Source organism: Acidovorax sp. GW458-11-26-14-TSB4 (assembly GCF_059423865.1).
The window spans coordinates 748,907-768,735 of record NZ_JBWKYR010000001.1 but is presented as its reverse complement, the minus strand read 5'-3'; the positions used below and the strand labels follow the sequence as shown (position 1 = coordinate 768,735).

The following is a 19,829-nucleotide window of genomic DNA, read 5'->3' as shown; positions in this document are numbered from 1 at the left end:
CTTTAGTTGCCAACCGTCACGTACACATGGCACGTGGGCTTGCTGATGCGGTTGCCGCGGCCTTTGGCGCGCGCGGTGAAGCGCTTGAGCGTGGTGCCTTGTTCGACGTAGATGGTCTTGACCTTCAGTTCGTCGATGTCGGCGCCGTCGTTGTGCTCAGCGTTGGCGATGGCGGACTCCAGAACCTTCTTGACGATGCCAGCAGCTTTTTTCTGCGTGAACGTCAGGATGTTCAGAGCCTGATCCACCTTCTTGCCGCGGATCAGATCGGCGACCAGACGGCCTTTGTCGACCGACAGACGGACGCCCCGGAGGACTGCACGTGTTTCAGACATGGTCGTTCCTTATTTCTTCTGGACTTTTTTGTCCGCGGGGTGGCCCTTGAAGGTGCGCGTCAGGGCGAATTCGCCCAGCTTGTGGCCCACCATCTGGTCGGTAACGTACACCGGTACGTGCTGCTTGCCGTTGTGCACGGCGATGGTCAGGCCGATGAAATCGGGCAGAACCATGGAGCGACGCGACCAGGTCTTCACTGGCTTCTTATCCTTGGTGGCAACGGCCTTTTCGACCTTGGCCAGCAAGTGATGGTCAACAAATGGACCCTTTTTGAGAGAGCGAGTCATCTGTTACCCCTTACTTCTTGCGACGCGACACGATCATGATCTGTGTGCGCTTGTTGTTACGGGTGCGATAACCCTTGGTCAGATTGCCCCAAGGATCGACTGCATGGCGGCCTTCGCCGGTGCGGCCTTCGCCACCACCGTGAGGGTGATCCACAGGGTTCATGGCCACGCCGCGAACCGTAGGACGAATACCCATCCAGCGCTTCACACCGGCCTTGCCGAGTTGGCGCAGGCTGTGTTCTTCGTTGGCCACTTCGCCAATGGTGGCGCGGCATTCGATATGGATCTTGCGCACTTCACCCGAGCGCATGCGCACTTGGGCGTAGGTGCCTTCGCGGGCCAGCAGGGTTGCCGAAGCACCAGCCGAGCGGGCGATCTGCGCACCGGCACCGGGCTTGAGCTCGATGCAGTGGATGGTCGAACCCACGGGGATGTTGCGGATGGGCAACGTGTTGCCAGCGCGGATCGGGGCTTCCGAACCGGACAGCAGGGTTGCGCCCACTTCCAGGTTGCGGGGAGCGATGATGTAGCGGCGCTCGCCGTCGGCATAGCACACCAGAGCGATGTGGGCCGTACGGTTCGGGTCGTACTCGATGCGCTCGACCTTGGCGGGAATGCCGTCCTTGTTGCGCTTGAAGTCCACCACACGGTAGTGGTGCTTGTGGCCACCGCCCTTGTGGCGGGTGGTGATGTGACCGTTGTTGTTACGGCCGGCCTTCTGGAACTGGGGTTCCAGCAGGGGAGCGTACGCTTCACCCTTGTACAGGTGGTCACGCGTGACCTTCACCACGGCACGTTGGCCGGGCGAAGTGGGTTTCATCTTAATGACAGCCATGATTACGCGGCCTCCCCGGAGAGGTTCAGCTCTTGACCTGGCTGCAGCGTGACGTATGCCTTGCGAACGTTGTCGCGGCGGCCCACGGTCTTGCCGAAGCGCTTGGTCTTGCCTTTGGTGTTCACCACGGAAACGCCCTTGACCTCGACCTTGAACATCAATTCCACAGCGGCCTTGATTTCTGGCTTGGTAGCGTTCTGCAGCACCTTGAACGTCACAGCATTGGACTTCTCGGCAACCATGGTGGCCTTTTCGGACACGATGGGAGCGACCAGCACTTGCATCAGACGACCTTCGTCAAACTTGAGCGTGCTCATGCGAACATCTCCTTGAGTTTGTCGATTGCACCCTTGGTGACGAGCACTTTCTTGAATCGGACCAGCGACACAGGATCGGCGTAACGGGGCTCGACGACGAGCACGTTCACCAGATTGCGCGAAGCCAGGTACAGGTTTTCGTCCACTTCCTCGGAGATCACCATCACCGATTGCAGATTCATGGCCTTGAACTTGTCGGCCAGGACCTTGGTCTTGGGCGAGTCGACCTTCAGCGAATCGACCACGGCCAGACGGCCTTCACGGGCGAGCTGCGACAGGATCGCAGACATGCCGGCGCGGTACATCTTCTTGTTGATCTTTTGCGTGAAGTTTTCGTCAGGCAGGTTCGGGAAAATCCGACCGCCCCCGCGCCACAGTGGCGACGAGGTCATACCTGCACGTGCGTTACCCGTACCCTTTTGCTTGAAAGGCTTCTTGGTCGAGTGACGGACTTGCTCGCGGTCCTTCTGGGCGCGCGTGCCTTGGCGTGCGTTGGCCTGGTAGGCCACCACGATCTGGTGCACCAGATCTTCGTTGTATTCACGACCGAACACGGTCTCAGGAACGTCCAGCTTGGACGCGCCCTGGCCTTGGTCATTCAGGAGTTCGAGCTGCATTAGTTCGCTCCTTTGGAGGCTTTGGCCTTGACCGCGGGACGCACCGTCACGAACCCACCCTTGGAGCCCGGAATAGCGCCCTTGATCAAGAGCAGTTGACGCGCTTCGTCGATGCGGATCACATCGAGGTTTTGCGTGGTCTTGGTGACATCGCCGAGGTGGCCCGTCATCCGCTTGCCAGGGAACACACGGCCTGGATCCTGCGCCATACCAATGGAGCCGGGAACGTTGTGCGAACGGCTGTTACCGTGCGACGCGCGTTGCGAGCTCATGTTGTGGCGCTTGATCGTGCCTGCGTAGCCTTTACCGATCGAGGTGCCTTGCACGTCGACCTTCTGGCCCACGGAAAACACGGACGCCACAGCCACCGATGCGCCAGCTTGGTACTGGGCAGCGGTATCGGCGGTCACGCGGAATTCCTGGATGATTTCACCGGCTTCCACACCTGCCTTGGCAAGGTGGCCGGCTTCCGGCTTGGTCACGCGCGATGCTTTGCGCGAACCGAACGTGACCTGCAGGGCCACGTAGCCATCGTTCTCTTGGGTTTTGATCTGGGTTACGCGGTTGTTGGACACATCCACCACCGTGACAGGCACTGCGTCCCCGTCATCGGTGAACAGACGCATCATGCCCACCTTGCGACCCAGCAACCCGAGGGAGTTGCTCAGACTCATTTGTTTCTCCAAAACTTCCACCGCTGCAACTTCAATTGGCCACAGCGTTGCACTCGCGTGCATGAAAGAGGGTTATTAAAACTTCGCAGATCAATTTGCGCACACCCAAAAGTGCACGCAAATTAAGCGAAGCCCTAAAGTATAACGCGAACCGCTTTTGCAAGCAAGTTCGCGTCGTACGAGACCACGCCCGGCAGGCACGCCTGCCGGGGAGGGATCATTACTGCAGCTTGATTTCGACGTCCACGCCGGCTGGCAGGTCGAGCTTCATCAGGGCGTCAACCGTCTTGTCGGTCGGGTCCACGATGTCCATCAGACGCTGGTGCGTGCGGATTTCGAGCTGGTCGCGGCTGGTCTTGTTGACGTGCGGCGAGCGCAGGATGTCGAAGCGCTTCATGCGCGTCGGCAGAGGCACGGGGCCTTTGACGATGGCGCCGGTGCGCTTGGCGGTGTCAACGATCTCGGCTGCGGATTGGTCGATCAGCTTGTAATCGAATGCCTTCAGGCGGATACGGATCTTTTGCTTGGACATGTCAGTTCCTTCTTGTTCTTCAAACGATCAGGCGATGATCTTGGCAACCACGCCGGCGCCGACGGTACGGCCGCCTTCACGGATGGCGAAGCGCAGGCCTTCTTCCATGGCGATGGGGTTGATCAGCTTGACGGTGATCGACACGTTGTCGCCTGGCATGACCATTTCCTTGTCCGCTGGCAGCTCGATGGCGCCGGTCACGTCGGTCGTGCGGAAGTAGAACTGGGGACGGTAGTTGTTGAAGAACGGGGTGTGGCGGCCGCCTTCGTCCTTGCTCAGCACATACACTTCAGCCGTGAAGTGGGTGTGCGGCTTGATCGAGCCGGGCTTGCACAGCACTTGGCCGCGCTCCACGTCTTCACGCTTGGTGCCGCGCAGCAGCAGGCCAACGTTGTCGCCAGCCTGGCCCTGGTCCAGCAGCTTGCGGAACATTTCCACGCCGGTGCAGGTGGTCTTGACGGTGTCCTTGATACCGACGATTTCGATTTCTTCGCCGACCTTGATGATGCCGCGTTCGATACGGCCGGTCACCACGGTGCCGCGACCGGAGATCGAGAACACGTCTTCCACGGGCATCAGGAAGGCGCCGTCCACAGCGCGCTCTGGCGTGGGGATGTAGTTGTCCAGTGCGTCAGCCAGCTTCATGATGGCTTCTTCGCCCAGGGCGCCCTTGTCGCCTTCCAGGGCCAGCTTGGCGGAGCCGCGAACGATCGGGGTGTCGTCGCCTGGGAAGTTGTACTTGTCCAGGAGTTCGCGCACTTCCATTTCGACGAGTTCGAGCAGCTCTTCGTCGTCCACCATGTCGCACTTGTTCAGGAACACGATGATGTAAGGCACGCCCACTTGGCGGGCCAGCAGGATGTGCTCGCGGGTCTGGGGCATGGGGCCGTCAGCGGCCGAGCACACCAGGATGGCGCCGTCCATCTGGGCAGCGCCGGTGATCATGTTCTTCACATAGTCGGCGTGGCCGGGGCAGTCCACATGGGCGTAGTGGCGGTTGGCCGTTTCGTATTCCACGTGTGCGGTGTTGATCGTGATGCCGCGGGCCTTTTCTTCAGGGGCTGCGTCGATCTGGTCGTATGCCTTGGCTTCGCCGCCGAACTTGGCCGACAGCACCGTGGCGATGGCCGCCGTCAGGGTCGTCTTGCCGTGGTCCACGTGGCCGATCGTACCCACGTTGACGTGGGGCTTGGTCCGTTCGAATTTACCTTTTGCCATTTTCAGTTCTCCAAAGAGCAATGCCTGTGTTGTGGTTTAACGTCTGCATCCGGTTGCTGGTTCGCCCTGCACAGGCAACGGGGCGGCACCGGATCGCAGACTGCAAAAACTTGCGAAAGAGGGAAAAAGCCGCCAAGGCCTGAAAGCAGGCACTGGCGGCGATCTCTGCGAGCTGCTTACTTGGCGCGGGCAGCCATGATGGCTTCCGACACGTTGCGAGGCGCTTCGCTGTAATGCTTGAATTCCATCGAGTACGTGGCGCGGCCTTGCGTAGCGGAACGCAGCGAGGTCGAATAGCCGAACATTTCCGACAGAGGCACTTCAGCGCGGATGGCCTTGCCACCGCCTGGGATGTCGTCCATGCCCTGGACCATGCCGCGGCGGGAGGACAGGTCACCCATCACGGTGCCGGCGTAGTCTTCAGGCGTTTCCACTTCCACGGCCATCATGGGTTCCAGGATGACGGGACCGGCCTTGCGGCAGCCTTCCTTGAATCCGAAGATGGCAGCCATCTTGAACGCCAGTTCGTTCGAGTCCACATCGTGGTACGAACCGAAGTGCAGCGTGACCTTCACGTCGACCACAGGGTAGCCGGCCAGCACGCCTTGCGTGACGGCTTCGTTGATGCCCTTTTCCACGGCCGGGATGAATTCGCGAGGAACCACACCGCCCTTGATCGCGTCGACGAACTCGATGCCCTTGCCGGCTTCGTTGGGTTCGATCTTGAGCACGACGTGGCCGTATTGGCCCTTACCGCCGGACTGGCGCACGAACTTGCCTTCGGCTTCTTCCACCGTCTTGCGGATGGTTTCGCGGTAGGCCACTTGTGGCTTGCCCACGTTGGACTCCACGCCGAACTCGCGCTTCATGCGGTCCACGATGATTTCCAGGTGCAGCTCGCCCATGCCGGCGATCAGGGTCTGGCCCGATTCTTCGTCGGTCTTCACGCGGAAGGATGGATCTTCGGCAGCCAGGCGTTGCAGGGCGATGCCCATCTTTTCCTGGTCGGCCTTGGTCTTGGGTTCCACAGCCTGCGTGATCACGGGCTCAGGGAACACCATGCGCTCCAGGATGATCTGGGAGTCGATGTCGCTCAGCGTTTCGCCGGTCGTCACGTCCTTCAGGCCCACGCAGGCAGCGATGTCGCCGGCGCGGATTTCTTCCACTTCCATGCGCTCATTGGCGTGCATCTGCACGATACGGCCGATACGTTCCTTCTTGCCCTTGATGGGGTTGTAGACGGTATCGCCCTTGCTCAGCACGCCGGAGTACACGCGCACGAAGGTCAGCTGACCCACGAACGGGTCGGTCATCAGCTTGAATGCCAGTGCCGAGAACTTCTCGTTGTCATCCGCCTTGCGGGTGACGGGCTTTTCGTCTTCGTCCGTGCCGGTCACGTCAGGAATGTCCGTCGGTGCTGGCAGGTAGTCGATCACGGCGTCCAGCATGCGCTGCACACCCTTGTTCTTGAAGGCCGTGCCACACAGCATCGGGTGGATTTCCGTGGCGATGGTGCGCGTACGCAGGCCGAACTTGATCTCGGCTTCGGAGAGGTCGCCCTCTTCCAGGTACTTGTTCATCAGCTCTTCGGAGGCTTCGGCAGCGGCTTCCACCATCTTCTCGCGCCATTCCTTGGCGGACTCCACCAGGTCGGCCGGGATTTCTTCGTAGCTGAACTTCATGCCCTGCGAGGCTTCATCCCACAGGATGGCCTTCATCTTGAGCAGGTCGACCACCCCGGTGAACTTGTCTTCGGCGCCGATCGGGATCACCACGGGCACGGGGTTGGCTTTCAGGCGCAGCTTCATCTGCTCGTAGACCTTGAAGAAGTTGGCACCAGTACGGTCCATCTTGTTCACAAAGGCCAGGCGAGGCACCTTGTACTTGTTGGCCTGGCGCCAGACGGTTTCCGACTGGGGCTGCACGCCGCCCACGGCGCAGTACACCATGCAGGCGCCGTCGAGCACGCGCATCGAACGTTCCACTTCGATCGTGAAGTCCACGTGACCGGGGGTGTCGATGATGTTGAAGCGGTGCTCTTCGTACGAGTTGTCCATGCCCTTCCAGAAGCAGGTCGTGGCAGCCGAGGTGATCGTGATACCGCGCTCTTGTTCCTGCTCCATCCAGTCCATGGTGGCAGCGCCGTCGTGCACTTCACCAATCTTGTGGCTCACGCCCGTGTAGAACAGGATACGTTCGGTGGTCGTGGTCTTGCCAGCGTCAATGTGGGCCGAGATACCGATATTGCGGTAGCGCTCGATGGGAGTCTTGCGAGCCATGGTGGATCCTTGATGGGTCGTGTTATTCAGGGGAAGGGCCCAGCATTGTGGCGCTGCAACCCGTCAATTTTGTGACCACCTCAATCGCCACAAGGCTGCAGGCAAGAATGCCGGCAGCCTTGCGCTTGGCGACGAAGGTGGTTCGTCGATTTAGAAGCGGAAGTGGCTGAACGCCTTGTTGGCTTCGGCCATGCGGTGCACTTCGTCACGCTTCTTCATGGCACCGCCACGGCCTTCGGTGGCCTCCAGCAGCTCGTTGGCCAGACGCTGGGCCATCGACTTCTCACCGCGCTTGCGGGCGGCTTCCTTGATCCAGCGCATGGACAGGGCCAGGCGGCGGACGGGGCGCACTTCGACGGGCACTTGGTAGTTGGCACCGCCGACGCGGCGGGACTTCACTTCGACCATGGGCTTCACGTTGTTGATGGCAACGGTGAACGCTTCCAGCGGGTCCTTGTCAGGGTGCTTCTTCTCGATCAGTTCCAGGGCACCGTAAATGATGCGCTCTGCAACAGCTTTCTTGCCGCCTTCCATGATCACGTTCATGAATTTGGACAGCTCTACATTGCCGAACTTGGGATCCGGCAGGATTTCACGTTTGGGGACTTCGCGACGACGTGGCATTTTTCACCTCATATTGCTTCAGTTGGCATCTTTTCAGACACCGCGAGATTCATGCAGAACCCCACTTACTCGACCCACACGGAACAGTCCGCGCTTGGGGTCACTTCGTTTGACTGCGCCTGCCAGGCGAATCAAACACCGTTTCAGACACAACTGCCAGGGCTTACTTGGCCTTTGGCTTCTTGGCACCGTACTTCGAACGGGCCTGCTTGCGATCCTTCACGCCTTGCAGGTCCAGAGAACCGCGCACGATGTGGTAACGCACACCGGGCAAGTCCTTGACACGACCGCCGCGGACCAGCACCACGCTGTGTTCCTGCAGGTTGTGGCCTTCGCCGCCGATGTAGGAAATGACTTCGAAGCCGTTGGTCAGGCGAACCTTGGCGACCTTGCGCAGAGCGGAGTTAGGCTTCTTTGGCGTCGTGGTGTAAACACGGGTGCACACGCCGCGGCGCTGGGGAGAGTTCTCCATCGCAGGGCTCTTGGACTTGATCTTTTCGACCTCGCGCCCCTGACGGACTAGTTGATTGATGGTTGGCATGAAATACGTCCCTAAACGTAAAAAACGAAAACGTGAAACCCTTCGGAATTTCCGAAAAGCCTTCTAATGTAGCAGCATGACTCCCAGCGGGCAAGTGCCGGACGGCTTTCCCCTTAAAACCGCTCCCGGTACGCCAACATCGCCCGCCGCCTTTGCAAGCGCGCGGCCCAGGCCAGGGCAGCCGTGCAAGGGCCGCCCCGCCGCACGGGCTGCGTCCCCCTTCCCGAATGGCGCAGCCATTCGAGAGAAGGGGTGAAGGCGCGTCAACGCCTCAGGGGGTTGTACTTTATTTAATCCAGAGGCGGATAGCGTCCCAGGCACGCCCCAGGATGCCGGCCTGTTCCACCCCGTCCAGCGCCACCAGGGGCACCTCGGCCACGGCCTGGTCGCCCAGCACCACCTTCAGCGAGCCCACGGCCTGGCCCTTGGTGAAGGGCGCCACCAGCGGGTCGGGGCGGGCGATCTCGGTCTTGATCTTGCCGGCACTGCCCGAGGGCACGGCCACCACGATGGCTTCGCTGCGGCCGATCTTGAGGGTGTTTTCCGTGCCTTTCCATACAGTGGGTGTCGCCACGGATTGACCCGCATCGAACAGCTTGACCGCCTCGAAGGCCGTGTAGCCCCAGTTCAGGAGCTTCTGGCTTTCATTCGCGCGCGCGTTCTCGCTGGCAGCACCCAGCACGATGGACAGCAGGCGGCGCTGGCCGACGTTGGGGAATTCACGCTTGGACGTGGCCACCAGGCAGTAGCCGGCGGCTGCGGTATGGCCGGTCTTGAGGCCATCCACCGTGGGATCACGGAACAGCAGGGAGTTGCGGTTGTTGCCATTGGAGACGGGGGTACCCGGGTAGCTGTACTGCTTGGTGGCGTAGTAGTGCATGTACTCCGGGAAGTCCTTCATGAGCCGGCTGGCCAGAACGCCCAGGTCGCGCGCCGTGGTGGTGTGGCCTGGTTCGGTCAGGCCCTCGGGGTTCTTGTAGGCCGTGCTCTTCATGCCCAAGGCCTTGGCCTGGTCGTTCATCAGCTTCACGAAATTTTCGGCCGTGCCGCCCACGCCTTCGGCCAGCGCCATGGTGGCGTCGTTGCCCGACTGGACGATCATGCCCTTGATCAGGTCGTCCACCGGCACCTGCATCTTGGGGTCGATGAACATGCGCGAGCCGGGCATCTTCCAGGCCAGCACGCTCACCGGCAGCTTCTGGTTCAGGGCGATCTTCTTGGCGCGCAAGGCATCGAATACCAGGTAGCCGGTCATCAGCTTGGTCAGCGAGGCCTGCTCCACGGGCGCATCGATGTCCTTGGCAGCCAGCACCTGCCCGGCCGTGATGTCCAGCAGCAGGTAATTGCGTGCAGCGATCTCGGGCGGCTGCGGGGCCTGGACCTGCGCCCACAGGGCGGCAGGCACGAGCACTGCAGCAAGGACAACGGAGCGCAGCGTGGGCAAAAAGGACTTCATGGAAACGGGCATTCGGGTGAGAAAAGGAAAGAAAACAGCAGAAAGCAGCGTGAAGCGGCAAAAAACGGGCATTGAGCGCTGGCGGGCAGCGGAGCCTCAGGCCCCGGCCAGCAGGTGGCGGGTCACCAGGTTTTTCAAGAGCGGCAATTGTCCGTGAAAGAAATGCCCCCCACCGGGAACGACTGTCACAGGGAGTATCTGGGGGCGCGCCCAGTCCATCACGGCCGCCAGGGGCACGGTGTCGTCCTGCTCGCCATGCACGACGAGGGTACGCTCGTGCGCCTCGGGCGGCACCGGGGCCACGGTGAAGCGGCTGGCCGCCGTGCCCACCAGTACCACGCGCTCGATGGAGCGCTGGCCCCAGAGCTGCGCCAGGGCATGGCTGGTCACGAAGGCACCAAAGGAGAAGCCCGCCAGGGCCAGCGGCCCCTCGGGCGCGGCCTGGCGCACCACCTCCAGGAAATCCTCGGCCTCGCCCCGGCCCTCGTCGTGGGTGCCGGCACTGCCACCCACGCCGCGGAAGTTGAATCGCACCGCCGTCCATCCGCTGTGCACGAAGGCGCGCGCCAGGGTCTGCACCACCTTGTTGTCCATGGTGCCGCCGAACAGCGGATGGGGGTGGGCGATGACGGCGATGCCGCGCGGGGCCGCGCCCTCGGGCACGATGGCGGCGTCGCGCACCGCCTCGATGGTGCCGGCGGCACCGGTCAGGGTCAGGCGTTCGGTCTGGGAATTCACGGAGTTTGCTACCAGGTCAATAGCAGCCTGCGCAGAAAGGACAAGGCAGGCGGCCTGAAATCAAGAGAATCGACAGCGCTCTGAATGGAAATCAGCGGCCAAGTTCCGGCGGCGTGAGCAAACGCTCCACCACCTGGCCGTTCTTGAGGTGCGACTCGACGATCTCATCGATATCGGCGTTGTCCACAAAGGTGTACCAGACCGCCTCGGGGTAGACCACGGCGATGGGCCCACCCGCGCAGCGGTCCAGGCAGCCGGCCTTGTTCACTCGCACCTTGCCGGCGCCGGACAGGCCGGCGGCCTTCACCTGCGACTTGCAGCGGTCGAACGCGGCCTGCGCACCGTGGTGCGCGCAGCTGTCTTCGCCGTTGGTGCGGTCGTTCAGGCAGAAGAAGATGTGGCGCTGGTAGTAGCCCGGCTGTGCTGCCGGTGTCGTCGTGGGGGTGTCGCTCATGCTGCCATTTTAGGAGCGGTGCCCCGCAGGGCCTAGGCCCATAACCCCAAAAGGTCAGGCAGGGCCGTCTCGCCGGGCCACGCGCGCCACCACATAGGCCAGCGCCGCATAGGGCCAGACCCAGCCCAGCCACTGGCCCAGTCCATAGAAGCGGATGAAGCGGCCTTGCTCCCAGGCCTGCAGGGTCTGGGCAAAGTAGGCACTGGTAGGTGCCTGGTTGAGCAGACCCAGGTGCCACACGAGCACCAGCAGCAGCAGCGCCGCGCAGGCCCGCCGGGGCATGGCCAGCAGCACCACCGCCAGGGCGAGCGCGCCCCACACCCCCACGCGCGCCGGCAGGCCCATCCATTCCCAGGCATGGGCCGGGCCCCAGCTGAGCGCGGCCGACAGCGCCGTGAGCACCACACCGGTCACCACCACTGCCAGGGCGAACAAAGCCCGGCGCGAGGCCTGGCGAATCACGCAGTAGCCCAGCAGGCAGGGGATGAGCAGGCCCAGCGTCACGCACAGCAACTCGCCCCCCGGGGAGAGCGGGTCAAGCGCGGTGTCGCGCATGGGCAGCCATTCGAGGAACGGGGTGTCGGCCAGGGTCTCGACCAGAGCACCCTCCAGCCGCTCCAGCACCTGGCCCAGACCGAAAGGCACAGCCGCCGGGAACAGCAGCGCCAGCGGCCACAGCGCCAGCAGCACCAGGGCACCCTGCGCGTCCTGCACGAACCAGCGGTCACGGAAATCGCTCCAGCGGTCGATGGCGCCCAGGCGCTCGAGCGCCGCCGCCGTGAGGGCGCCCACCAGGGTACCCGCCGAGTTGAGCGCCAGGTCCATGTTGGAGGGCACGCGCCGGGGCAGGTAGATCTGCAGAAACTCCAGGCTGAGCGACAGCAGCACACCGGCCAGCGTGGCCAGCACCCAGGCGCCCCAGCGCCACTGCATGCGCATCAGCGCCAGCGCCAGCAGGAACCCGAGCGGCGCATAGCCCACGAAGTTGGAGACGACGTCGAACCCGGTCCAATAGGGCGGGGGCATGCGCGCGACCAGGAAGACCCAGGGGTCGATGCCTTGCGCGCGCCAGCCGTCGAACGGAAACAGGCTGGCAAAGACAATCAGCGCCGCATGGATCAGCGCCAGGGGGCCGGCGGAGCTTTTGTACACGGGCGCCCGGCGCCTCAGAAGGGCTTGACCACGACCAGCACCACGGCGGTCAACAGCAGCAACACCGGCACCTCGTTGAACCAGCGGAACCACCGGTGGCTGCGGCGGCTCGTGCCGTCGGCCAGCTTGCGCAGCAGCACGCTGCAGGCGTGGTGGTAGCCGATGACCAGCACCACCACGGCGAGCTTCGCATGCATCCAGCCATTGCCCGGCCCCCGGCCTATGCCATAGCCCATCCACAGCCAGATGCCCAGGGCCAGCGCCGGCACCGCCAGAAAAGTCGTGAAGCGCAGCAGCTTGCGCGCCATGAGGATCAGGCGCTCGCGCTCCGCCACCGATCCCGGCGCCACCATGGCCAGGTTCACGAAGATGCGCGGCAGGTAGAACAGGCCGGCGAACCAGCTGGCGATGAAGACGATATGGAAGGCTTTGACCCAGAGCATGGCGCCAGTTTAAGGGCCAATTCATGCCCTTTGGATGGGCCCCGCAGATCCTCCGCCTTGAGATGCCACGGACAGTCACCGCACCGATATTTCCAGTAATCAAAAATTGATATTCAAAACGCCATCTCCACGGATTATTCACAAATACCCGCTCAAACCAACCAAGAAAATCACACCGTTAAATCCAATTCAGCGACACAACAGACCTTTACCACCCCAGGGAAGGCTGCTAAGATGTTTCGAAATTTTACGGAGGGAGGCCGTCTTGCGGATAGTATTAATTGCGGCGTTGCTGATATGCCCTGTCGCATTCGCGCAAACGCCGTTGAAGGTTTCTGCCGCCGCGTGGCAAGGCCTCAGCGCCGACGAGAAGGCCAGCGCCCAGCAAAAGTACGTGATCGAGGTCATGGCACCCGAATCTTTCGGCACCATCCTCGACAACCAGGGGCTGGACCGGTCCACGCCGGGCAGCAATGCAGGGACTGCCGTCGGCGCCGCCATCGGCAGCGCCGCCTATGTGGACAGGGCCATCAACCACGGCAACTACTCGGGCAAAACCCATGTGGCCGCCATGCTGCTCGGCATGCTGGTGGGTTCGACTCTCGACCAGCCGGCCCAGTCCAGCTACCAGTTCCGCTACGCCATACGGCTGGGCAACGGGAACGTCATTTACCAGGATACGTACTCGTCGACGCCCTTTCGGCATGCAGTAGGTGTGTGCGTATTCACACCCGCTGTTGACCTTGCGCCCGAACAACACCTGTGCACACAAACAACGGAGTCTCTCAAAAACTCCATGGGCATTCTTTCGGCTTCGTCCGCACCTGTCCGGGCTGCAAGTGACATGCCCCGTTCGGAACATGAGGCGCAAATGCCGGAAGGCGCCGCTATCACCATCAGTTGCAAGCTCGGCACGCTGGCACCTGTAAGAACATCCCCGGAAAAATGCAAACTCATCAATGGAGCAGTAGTCAATGATTAAATCCGTCGCCATTTTTTCCCTGGCAGTTTTCTTGACCGGATGCGGGGCAACTTACACTTTTAATGGAAAGCAGCACAACAACGCCCAATCATTCCAGGCTGCGGTCGATGTTGAAAAATCGACAGCGTTGGCAGCGGTTACACCGCTGGCAAATCCGTTGACCAAGAAGAGGCTGATTGCTGCAATGCCGAGCGAGCAGGCAATTTTCGAGGAAACAGCCAGAAGACATACCGCCATCACAGGAAAGCCGCTGATTGGAATTGGCATCGAACAAAACACCAACCTGTCAAAAGCCAATCATAAAATGGTGCGAGTGTATTTAGAGGCAGTTCAGAAAAAAGGCATTTATCCGGCCGTGGAGATCCGTGAAATGCCAAGCACCGTCATTTCCATCGAACCTTCGGTGGATTACGACGTCCTTTACTTGACAGAACCTGCTGCGGGATCCGGTCAGTTTTTCTATGCGTCGGCTAAAAATGGAAAGCAAGTCTTCGCACATGACCGCAGCGGAGTAACTCCGGCAGAGAAGATCAATGCTTTTGTGGATGCCGCCCAGGCTCAGGCGATTCGGGAATAGTGGCTTGGGCTGCTCCTGACATTCACCTAAAAAAAAGCCCGGCAAAAATCTGCCGGGCTCCGAAAGCCCTGCCTGCATTGCGGCAACCCAGGGCCCCGCTCAGGGAGGAAAAGCGGGGGACAGCAAGCTGCCCGAAGTCAATTTAGCACCAGCCTGCGGGGCATACAAGCAGGGTTTGACACCCACTGGAACGGCCCCACCGGGCCGCTGGCAGCAGGCTTGAGGCACAATTTTCCCCATGCACCTTCCAAGCCCTGCCCCCTTCCCGCAGAACCGCCCGCGCCGCCTGCGCCGCGATGCCTTCACCCGCAACCTGGTGCGTGAGCACCGCGTGACGCCGCACGACCTGATCTACCCGGTGTTCGTGCACGAGGGCGACAACCGCCGCGAAGCCGTGTCCTCCATGCCCGGCGTGGACCGGCTGAGCCTGGACCTGCTGCTGCCCGTGGCCGAGGACTGCGCACAGCTGGGCATCCCGGTGCTGGCCCTGTTCCCTGCCATCGACCCTGCCCTGAAGACGCCCGACGGCAAGGAAGCCCTCAACCCCGACGGCCTGATCCCGCGCGTGGTGCGCGCCTTGAAGAAGGAATTCCCGGCCCTGGGCGTGATGACCGACGTGGCGCTGGACCCCTACACCAGCCACGGGCAGGACGGCGTGCTCGACGAGACCGGCTACATCATCAACGACGACACGGTGGAGATCCTCACCGGCCAGGCGCTCACGCATGCCGAGGCGGGCGTGGACATCGTCGCCCCGAGCGACATGATGGACGGGCGCATCGGCGCCATCCGCGAGGCGCTGGAGGTGCAGGGCCACATCCACACGCGCATCATGGCCTATAGCGCCAAGTACGCCAGCGCCTTCTACGGCCCCTTCCGCGATGCGGTGGGCACGCGTGGCGCCCTGGGCAAGGCCGACAAGAACGTCTACCAGATGGACCCGGGCAACACCGACGAGGCGCTGCGCGAGGTGGCGCTGGACATCGCCGAGGGGGCCGACATGGTGATGGTCAAGCCCGGCATGCCCTACCTGGACGTGGTGCGCCGCGTGAAGGACGAGTTCCGCGTGCCCACCTTCGCCTACCAGGTGAGCGGAGAGTACGCCATGCTCAAGGCCGCCGCCGCCAACGGCTGGCTGGACCACGACGCGGTGATGATGGAAAGCCTGCTCGCCTTCAAGCGCGCGGGTGCCGATGGCGTGCTGACCTATTTTGCACGCGACGCGGCGCGGCTGCTCCTGAATCGATAGCACCAACCGTGGCCGATCTGCCAGCGTCCATGCGCATCTTCCATATCCAGAGCAGCGGGGCGCAGGAACTCGACGCCATCCCCGCCGAACCTCCGGCCCAGGGCTATGTCTGGATCGCCTGCGCGCGGCCGGTCTTCCAGGCCCAACTGGCCGAGGTGCAGGCCGCCCTCTTGCGGCTGACCGGGCTGCAACTGGTGGACCTGCACGTGGCAGACCTGCTGAACACACAGCTGCCTTCGCACTACGACTACACCTCTCAGTACGACCTGCTGGTGTTCCGCCGCCTGACTACGGCCCCCTCGGGCGAAGATGCCGTGGCCCCGCCCACCCCTCCCCGGCGTGGCGGCCCGCCGGTGCTGCGGCGCATCGACACCAGCGCCGTCGGTTTTGCCGTGTTCGACAATGTGCTGCTCACGGTGCACCCCGGCGACTGCAGCGTGCGCGACGCCTATGCGGCCCGCCTGCTGGCGCCTGCGCCCAGCGACCCGCGCGAGGGCCGGGCCAATCCCACGGCCTCGGGTGTGCGCAAGCCCGCCTCGCCCGCCGACTTGATGCTCCGGGTGGTGAACCTCATGGTCGACGCCTACCTGGACCTGCGCCGCGAAATCGCGCGCCAGCTGGAGCACTGGCAGACCGAGCTGCTCAGGCCTCGGGCGCGCTATGTCAACTGGAGCTCGCTGCTGGAGGCGCGCCTGTCCCTGCATGCCCTGGACGAGATCTGCGAAGACCAGCGCACCGCCGTGCAGGACTGGATCGATGCGCTGGAGACCTGGGCCGTGCCCGAGACGACGGCCGGCCTGCGCGAACTGGACCTGCTCAAGGTGCGCAGCCGCGACGTGCTCGAGCACATCGAGCGTGTGGTGCACCACGTGCACCGCATGGAGCAGAACACCGAGACCGCGGTGCAGATGCATTTCTCGGTGCAGGGCAACCGCACCAACGACATCATGCGCACGCTCACGGCACTCACCGCCGTGTTCCTGCCGCTGAACCTGATCGCCGGCATCTTCGGCATGAACTTCGAGTTCATCCCGCTGATCCACAAGCAGGACGGCTTCTGGTGGGCCATGGGCTCGATGATCACCATCGCGGTCGTGCTGGTTGCCGTCTTCTGGCGCAAGCGCTACCTGGCACGCACGGGCTCCTGAGCCGCTTGCCCCCTGCTGTGCGCTCTGCAGCGCACAGGCCACCGCCAAATTCCGCGCGCTTGATCTTCATCAAGGGCCGCGCGGGCCATGGATGTTGCAATTGGTTACCCGGCCGCACCAGCACAGGTTTTCCACCAACCTGGGCTGACGCACCTGCCGTTTCCAACCTTTGTGCATGCCCATGAAATCCCTATCCATTGCCGGCAAGCTGCGCCTGATGGCGGCCGTCAGCACCGCCGTCCTGATCACGACATCGGGCTACCAGCTCAACGTGGAATACCAGCTCAACCGCTCGGGCCGCGAGACGGCGGTGCGCCAGAATGTGGAGGTGGCCCATTCCGTCATCGCCTGGGCGCACCAGCTGGAAACCGCGGGCAGCCACACCCGCGAGCAGGCACAGCAACTGGCCCTGCAGGCCCTCAAGGCCGCGCGCTACGCGGGCCAGGAGTATTTCTGGGTGCAGGACAATCGGGCGAATGTCCTGATGCACCCGTTCCGGCCCGAGCTCGATGGCAAGGATGCCTCGGGCGTCAAGGACCCGGATGGCAACGCCATCTTCGTGCTCTCCGGCCAGCGCGCCAGCCGGCCCGACGGGGGCGGCGTGGTCGAATACCAATGGCCCAAGCCCGGGCAGGAGAAGCCGGCCCCCAAGGTGTCCTACGTGAAGGGCTTTGCGCCCTGGGGCTGGGTGGTGGGCTCGGGGGTGTACACCGACGACCTGCGCGCCAGCTTTCTCTCCAGCCTGGGCCGCACGGCCCTGGTGATTGCGATGGCGCTGGCGCTCAACCTGCTGATGGTGCGCAACGTGTACCGCATAGTGTCACGCGGACTGAACCATGCCATCCGCGTGGCGCGCTCCATTTCCGGGCGCGACCTCACGCAGCAGATCGTGGTGGAGGGCAGTGACGAGATCAGCGCGCTGCTGGGCGCGATGAAAGCCATGTCGGACGATCTCACGGACACGCTGCGCACCGTGCGCGAAGCCACCGACCGGCTGGCCCAGGCCAGCGAGCAGATCGCCGGCAGCAACATGGACCTGAGCAGCCGCACCGAGAGCACGGCCGCCAACCTGGAGCAGACCGCCGCCAGCATGGAGCAGCTGACCGGCTCGGTCACGCACAACGCACAGGCTGCGCGCCAGGCGGCTGCCCGAGCCACCGTGGCCAGTGAGGTCGCGACTCTGGGCGGACAGGCCGTCTCTCAGGTGGTGGACACCATGAACGGAATCACCGCATCGTCGCGGCGCATCGCCGACATCATCGGTGTGATCGACTCCATCGCCTTCCAGACCAATATCCTTGCACTCAACGCCGCGGTGGAGGCCGCGCGGGCCGGCGAGCAGGGCCGTGGCTTTGCAGTGGTGGCCGGCGAGGTGCGCAGCCTAGCCAGCCGCAGTGCCGAGGCGGCGCGCGAGATCAAGGTGCTGATCCAAGCCTCCGTCGAGCAGGTGCAGGCCGGCGCCAGCCAGGTGGAGAATGCCGGCAACACCATGGACCGGGTGGTCAGTGCCGTGCAGGAAGTGCATGCGCTGCTGCAGGAGATCACCCTCGCCACTGGCGAGCAGAGCAACGGCATCGCCCAGGTGAACACGGCCGTGTCCGAACTCGACCGCATGACGCAGCAGAATGCCTCGCTGGTCGAGGAGTCGGCCGCCGCGGCCGAGAACCTGCACGAACAGGCCGTGGCCCTCTCGGACAGCGTGAACCGCTTCCGCATCTGAGCGTGGCGGCACTGCGGCAGCACGGTCAGGTAGGACCAGATGCCAGCAAGGCGTCCTTGAGCTGGTTGTCCACCGGGGATGCCCCGAGCCAGATGCGCAGCACCATGCCGAAGTATTCGGCATCCCCCACGGGGGCCCCCTGGGCCTGGCCCTGGATGTAGAAGGTGGTTCCCTTGCCGGGCACGAACTCCATCGCAAAGGTGTCGCCCGAGGCCAGCTTGCTGCGGCCCGAGAAGATTTCGACCAGGCGGTTGCTCGACGGCGTGTGGCGCCGGATCTGGTCGGGCGTGGCGTTGGCCGACAGGCCCTTGATGAAGGACAGCCCCAGATCCGTGCCCGGAATGTCGCGCTGGGCCACGAACTGCAAGCGCACCGGCCCGCTGGTGGCAGCCAGCACCTCGTCCGCCGTGCGCACCTTCCTGGGCAGGTACAACGCCATGTCGTAGACCTTGAACACGGCGCGGTAGCGTGTGCCCGCACCCTGCAGCACGAGCGGGGTGCCCTGCACGTTCTGGGTCGGCTCGAAGGCCGTGGCCGCAATGGCAGGCGCCACGAAGCCCAGGCTGGCGGCCGCCAATGCCATGGCACAGGCGCTGCGGGCCACGGGACGGCTGCCGGAATGGGTGGGAAAGGTTGTTGTGCTTGTTTTCAAGGGCATGTCTCCGCAGTGCGGGCCGGCACGCCAGAAAAGCCCTGGCCGCGCCGCGCCTGCACGGAAATCACAGGCCAGAGTGCGCCAGAATGCCCTATCTGCTTGGCACAGGCACGCCGAACAAGGCAGCACCGTTGCCAAACGCCACGCCCTGCGCCACGGCAGGCGGCAAGCCGCCGAGCCAGCTGCGGTAGCCCTTCATGAGCGCCTCGTAGTGCTGCCAGCGCTGGTTGACCCAGGTGTCCGAGCCGATCACGAAGCGCGTGGGGTACTTGAGCAGCAGCGCGCGCCAGGCGGGGCACAGCTGCTCGTTGTCGCAGACCAGGCCCGGGCGGTAGGAGAGTTCGCCCACCAGGCCCGGGTAGCGCGCCATGAGCGCGTCCACCCGCTCCACCGGCGCGCCGCCGATGCCGGTGTGCGCCCAGACCAGGCGCACTTTCTGGCCCTTGGAAGGCGTGTTGGCCATGAGCAGGTCGATGGCCACATCGTCCACATGCGCCAGCACCACCAGGTCGCGCTGCTCGGCCAGCACCATGAGCTTTTTGGCCACGGAGCCATCGGCGTTGGCGCTGTCGTACAGGTGGAACTCGCCGATGCCCTTGTAAGGGCCCGAGGCCGTGCCCTTGGCAAGCTCGGCCTGCACCATCTCGTAGATGGTCTCGTCGCGGAACCAGTTGCTGTAGTCGTCGCGGTTGCGGTACAGGCGCACGAAGGGCACGACGGCGATGCCGGCATCGCGCACCTCCTTCGATGCGGCCAGCGCCAGCGAGCCCGTGTTGGGCCGGGAGTTGGCCACGATGGCGTGCACGCCCGAGGCCTTCATGCGCGCAATCACGTCGCCCGGCGGGTGCGGGCCGTTCTGGCCGTTCCAGGCCTCTTCGTTGTAGTGCAGGTGCGCGTCGAACAGCGGGCCGCTGTAATCGGCGGCCTGCACGGCGCCAGCCAGGCAGGCGGCCACCAGAAGGCCACCCAGCCGAGAAAGTTGTCCGGCCATGGTG

The 19,829-nt window shown here is 63.4% G+C and carries 23 protein-coding genes; 5 read left to right on the top strand and 18 right to left on the bottom strand.

What is annotated here, in order from left to right:
• Positions 1-2 precede the first annotated feature (2 nt).
• The 16 genes from rplV to AC07X5_RS03560 all read right to left on the bottom strand — a co-directional run bounded on the left by rplV (position 3) and on the right by AC07X5_RS03560 (position 12,503).
• Positions 3-335, bottom strand: coding sequence for a 50S ribosomal protein L22 (gene rplV, locus AC07X5_RS03635; RefSeq protein WP_005796970.1), 333 nt, complete (start codon positions 333-335; stop codon positions 3-5).
• A gap of 9 nt (positions 336-344) precedes the next feature.
• Positions 345-623 carry a 30S ribosomal protein S19 gene (gene rpsS / locus AC07X5_RS03630; protein WP_007847809.1) on the bottom strand — a complete coding sequence of 93 codons (279 nt, stop codon included), beginning with the start codon at positions 621-623 and terminating at the stop codon, positions 345-347.
• 10 nt (positions 624-633) lie between these two features.
• Positions 634-1,458 carry a 50S ribosomal protein L2 gene (gene rplB, locus AC07X5_RS03625; RefSeq protein WP_007847814.1) on the bottom strand — a complete coding sequence of 275 codons (825 nt, stop codon included), beginning with the start codon at positions 1,456-1,458 and terminating at the stop codon, positions 634-636.
• Between the two features lie 2 nt (positions 1,459-1,460).
• Complete coding sequence (gene rplW / locus AC07X5_RS03620) at positions 1,461-1,775, bottom strand: 50S ribosomal protein L23 (RefSeq protein ID WP_007847815.1); 315 nt, start codon at positions 1,773-1,775, stop codon at positions 1,461-1,463.
• Positions 1,772-2,392: a 50S ribosomal protein L4 gene (rplD, locus tag AC07X5_RS03615; RefSeq protein ID WP_409960890.1), complete on the bottom strand. Its 621-nt coding sequence runs from the start codon at positions 2,390-2,392 to the stop codon at positions 1,772-1,774. Before rplD ends, rplW begins: the two co-directional genes overlap by 4 nt.
• Complete coding sequence (rplC, locus tag AC07X5_RS03610) at positions 2,392-3,066, bottom strand: 50S ribosomal protein L3 (protein ID WP_409960889.1); 675 nt, start codon at positions 3,064-3,066, stop codon at positions 2,392-2,394. The genes rplD and rplC overlap by 1 nt, the downstream gene beginning before the upstream one ends.
• A gap of 220 nt (positions 3,067-3,286) precedes the next feature.
• Positions 3,287-3,598, bottom strand: a complete 312-nt coding sequence (rpsJ, locus tag AC07X5_RS03605; RefSeq protein WP_005796953.1) for a 30S ribosomal protein S10 — start codon at positions 3,596-3,598, stop codon at positions 3,287-3,289.
• A gap of 27 nt (positions 3,599-3,625) precedes the next feature.
• Positions 3,626-4,816 (bottom strand): elongation factor Tu, encoded by a 1,191-nt coding sequence (tuf, locus tag AC07X5_RS03600; RefSeq protein WP_494769087.1) that lies wholly within the window; start codon positions 4,814-4,816, stop codon positions 3,626-3,628.
• Between the two features lie 176 nt (positions 4,817-4,992).
• The gene (fusA, locus tag AC07X5_RS03595) at positions 4,993-7,095 is read right to left on the bottom strand and encodes an elongation factor G (RefSeq protein ID WP_494769086.1); all 2,103 of its coding nucleotides are present in this window, start codon (positions 7,093-7,095) and stop codon (positions 4,993-4,995) included.
• Positions 7,096-7,245: 150 nt separating this feature from the next.
• Entirely contained in the window at positions 7,246-7,719 is a 474-nt protein-coding gene (rpsG, locus tag AC07X5_RS03590) for a 30S ribosomal protein S7 (RefSeq protein ID WP_005798541.1), read from the bottom strand.
• A gap of 163 nt (positions 7,720-7,882) precedes the next feature.
• Positions 7,883-8,260, bottom strand: a complete 378-nt coding sequence (gene rpsL / locus AC07X5_RS03585) for a 30S ribosomal protein S12 (protein WP_010104110.1) — start codon at positions 8,258-8,260, stop codon at positions 7,883-7,885.
• Between the two features lie 286 nt (positions 8,261-8,546).
• On the bottom strand, positions 8,547-9,716 hold the full coding sequence (locus tag AC07X5_RS03580; RefSeq protein ID WP_494769085.1) for a D-alanyl-D-alanine carboxypeptidase family protein: 1,170 nt from the start codon (positions 9,714-9,716) through the stop codon (positions 8,547-8,549).
• A 96-nt stretch (positions 9,717-9,812) separates the two neighbouring features.
• Positions 9,813-10,454, bottom strand: a complete 642-nt coding sequence (locus AC07X5_RS03575; protein ID WP_409960835.1) for an alpha/beta hydrolase — start codon at positions 10,452-10,454, stop codon at positions 9,813-9,815.
• A 91-nt stretch (positions 10,455-10,545) separates the two neighbouring features.
• On the bottom strand, positions 10,546-10,908 hold the full coding sequence (locus AC07X5_RS03570; RefSeq protein WP_409960836.1) for a (2Fe-2S) ferredoxin domain-containing protein: 363 nt from the start codon (positions 10,906-10,908) through the stop codon (positions 10,546-10,548).
• Between the two features lie 54 nt (positions 10,909-10,962).
• Complete coding sequence (locus AC07X5_RS03565; protein ID WP_494769084.1) at positions 10,963-12,060, bottom strand: VanZ family protein; 1,098 nt, start codon at positions 12,058-12,060, stop codon at positions 10,963-10,965.
• A gap of 14 nt (positions 12,061-12,074) precedes the next feature.
• Positions 12,075-12,503 (bottom strand): CopD family protein, encoded by a 429-nt coding sequence (locus AC07X5_RS03560; RefSeq protein ID WP_494769083.1) that lies wholly within the window; start codon positions 12,501-12,503, stop codon positions 12,075-12,077.
• 265 nt (positions 12,504-12,768) lie between these two features.
• Between AC07X5_RS03560 and AC07X5_RS03555 the strand changes: the two genes are divergently transcribed.
• From AC07X5_RS03555 to AC07X5_RS03535, 5 genes are all read left to right on the top strand, one after another.
• Positions 12,769-13,485: a hypothetical protein gene (locus AC07X5_RS03555; RefSeq protein ID WP_494769082.1), complete on the top strand. Its 717-nt coding sequence runs from the start codon at positions 12,769-12,771 to the stop codon at positions 13,483-13,485.
• Positions 13,478-14,062 (top strand): hypothetical protein, encoded by a 585-nt coding sequence (locus tag AC07X5_RS03550; RefSeq protein WP_494769081.1) that lies wholly within the window; start codon positions 13,478-13,480, stop codon positions 14,060-14,062. Before AC07X5_RS03555 ends, AC07X5_RS03550 begins: the two co-directional genes overlap by 8 nt.
• Positions 14,063-14,300: 238 nt before the next feature.
• Positions 14,301-15,311: a porphobilinogen synthase gene (gene hemB, locus AC07X5_RS03545; RefSeq protein WP_494769080.1), complete on the top strand. Its 1,011-nt coding sequence runs from the start codon at positions 14,301-14,303 to the stop codon at positions 15,309-15,311.
• A 29-nt stretch (positions 15,312-15,340) separates the two neighbouring features.
• Positions 15,341-16,459, top strand: a complete 1,119-nt coding sequence (locus AC07X5_RS03540) for a magnesium transporter CorA family protein (RefSeq protein WP_494769453.1) — start codon at positions 15,341-15,343, stop codon at positions 16,457-16,459.
• Between the two features lie 181 nt (positions 16,460-16,640).
• Positions 16,641-18,179, top strand: coding sequence for a methyl-accepting chemotaxis protein (locus AC07X5_RS03535; RefSeq protein WP_494769079.1), 1,539 nt, complete (start codon positions 16,641-16,643; stop codon positions 18,177-18,179).
• Between the two features lie 25 nt (positions 18,180-18,204).
• On the opposite strand, the gene AC07X5_RS03530 is transcribed toward AC07X5_RS03535, so the two are convergent.
• Both AC07X5_RS03530 and AC07X5_RS03525 read right to left on the bottom strand, forming a co-directional pair.
• Positions 18,205-18,831, bottom strand: a complete 627-nt coding sequence (locus AC07X5_RS03530) for a chalcone isomerase family protein (RefSeq protein WP_494769078.1) — start codon at positions 18,829-18,831, stop codon at positions 18,205-18,207.
• Between the two features lie 94 nt (positions 18,832-18,925).
• Complete coding sequence (locus AC07X5_RS03525) at positions 18,926-19,825, bottom strand: amidohydrolase family protein (protein WP_494769077.1); 900 nt, start codon at positions 19,823-19,825, stop codon at positions 18,926-18,928.
• Positions 19,826-19,829 lie beyond the last annotated feature (4 nt).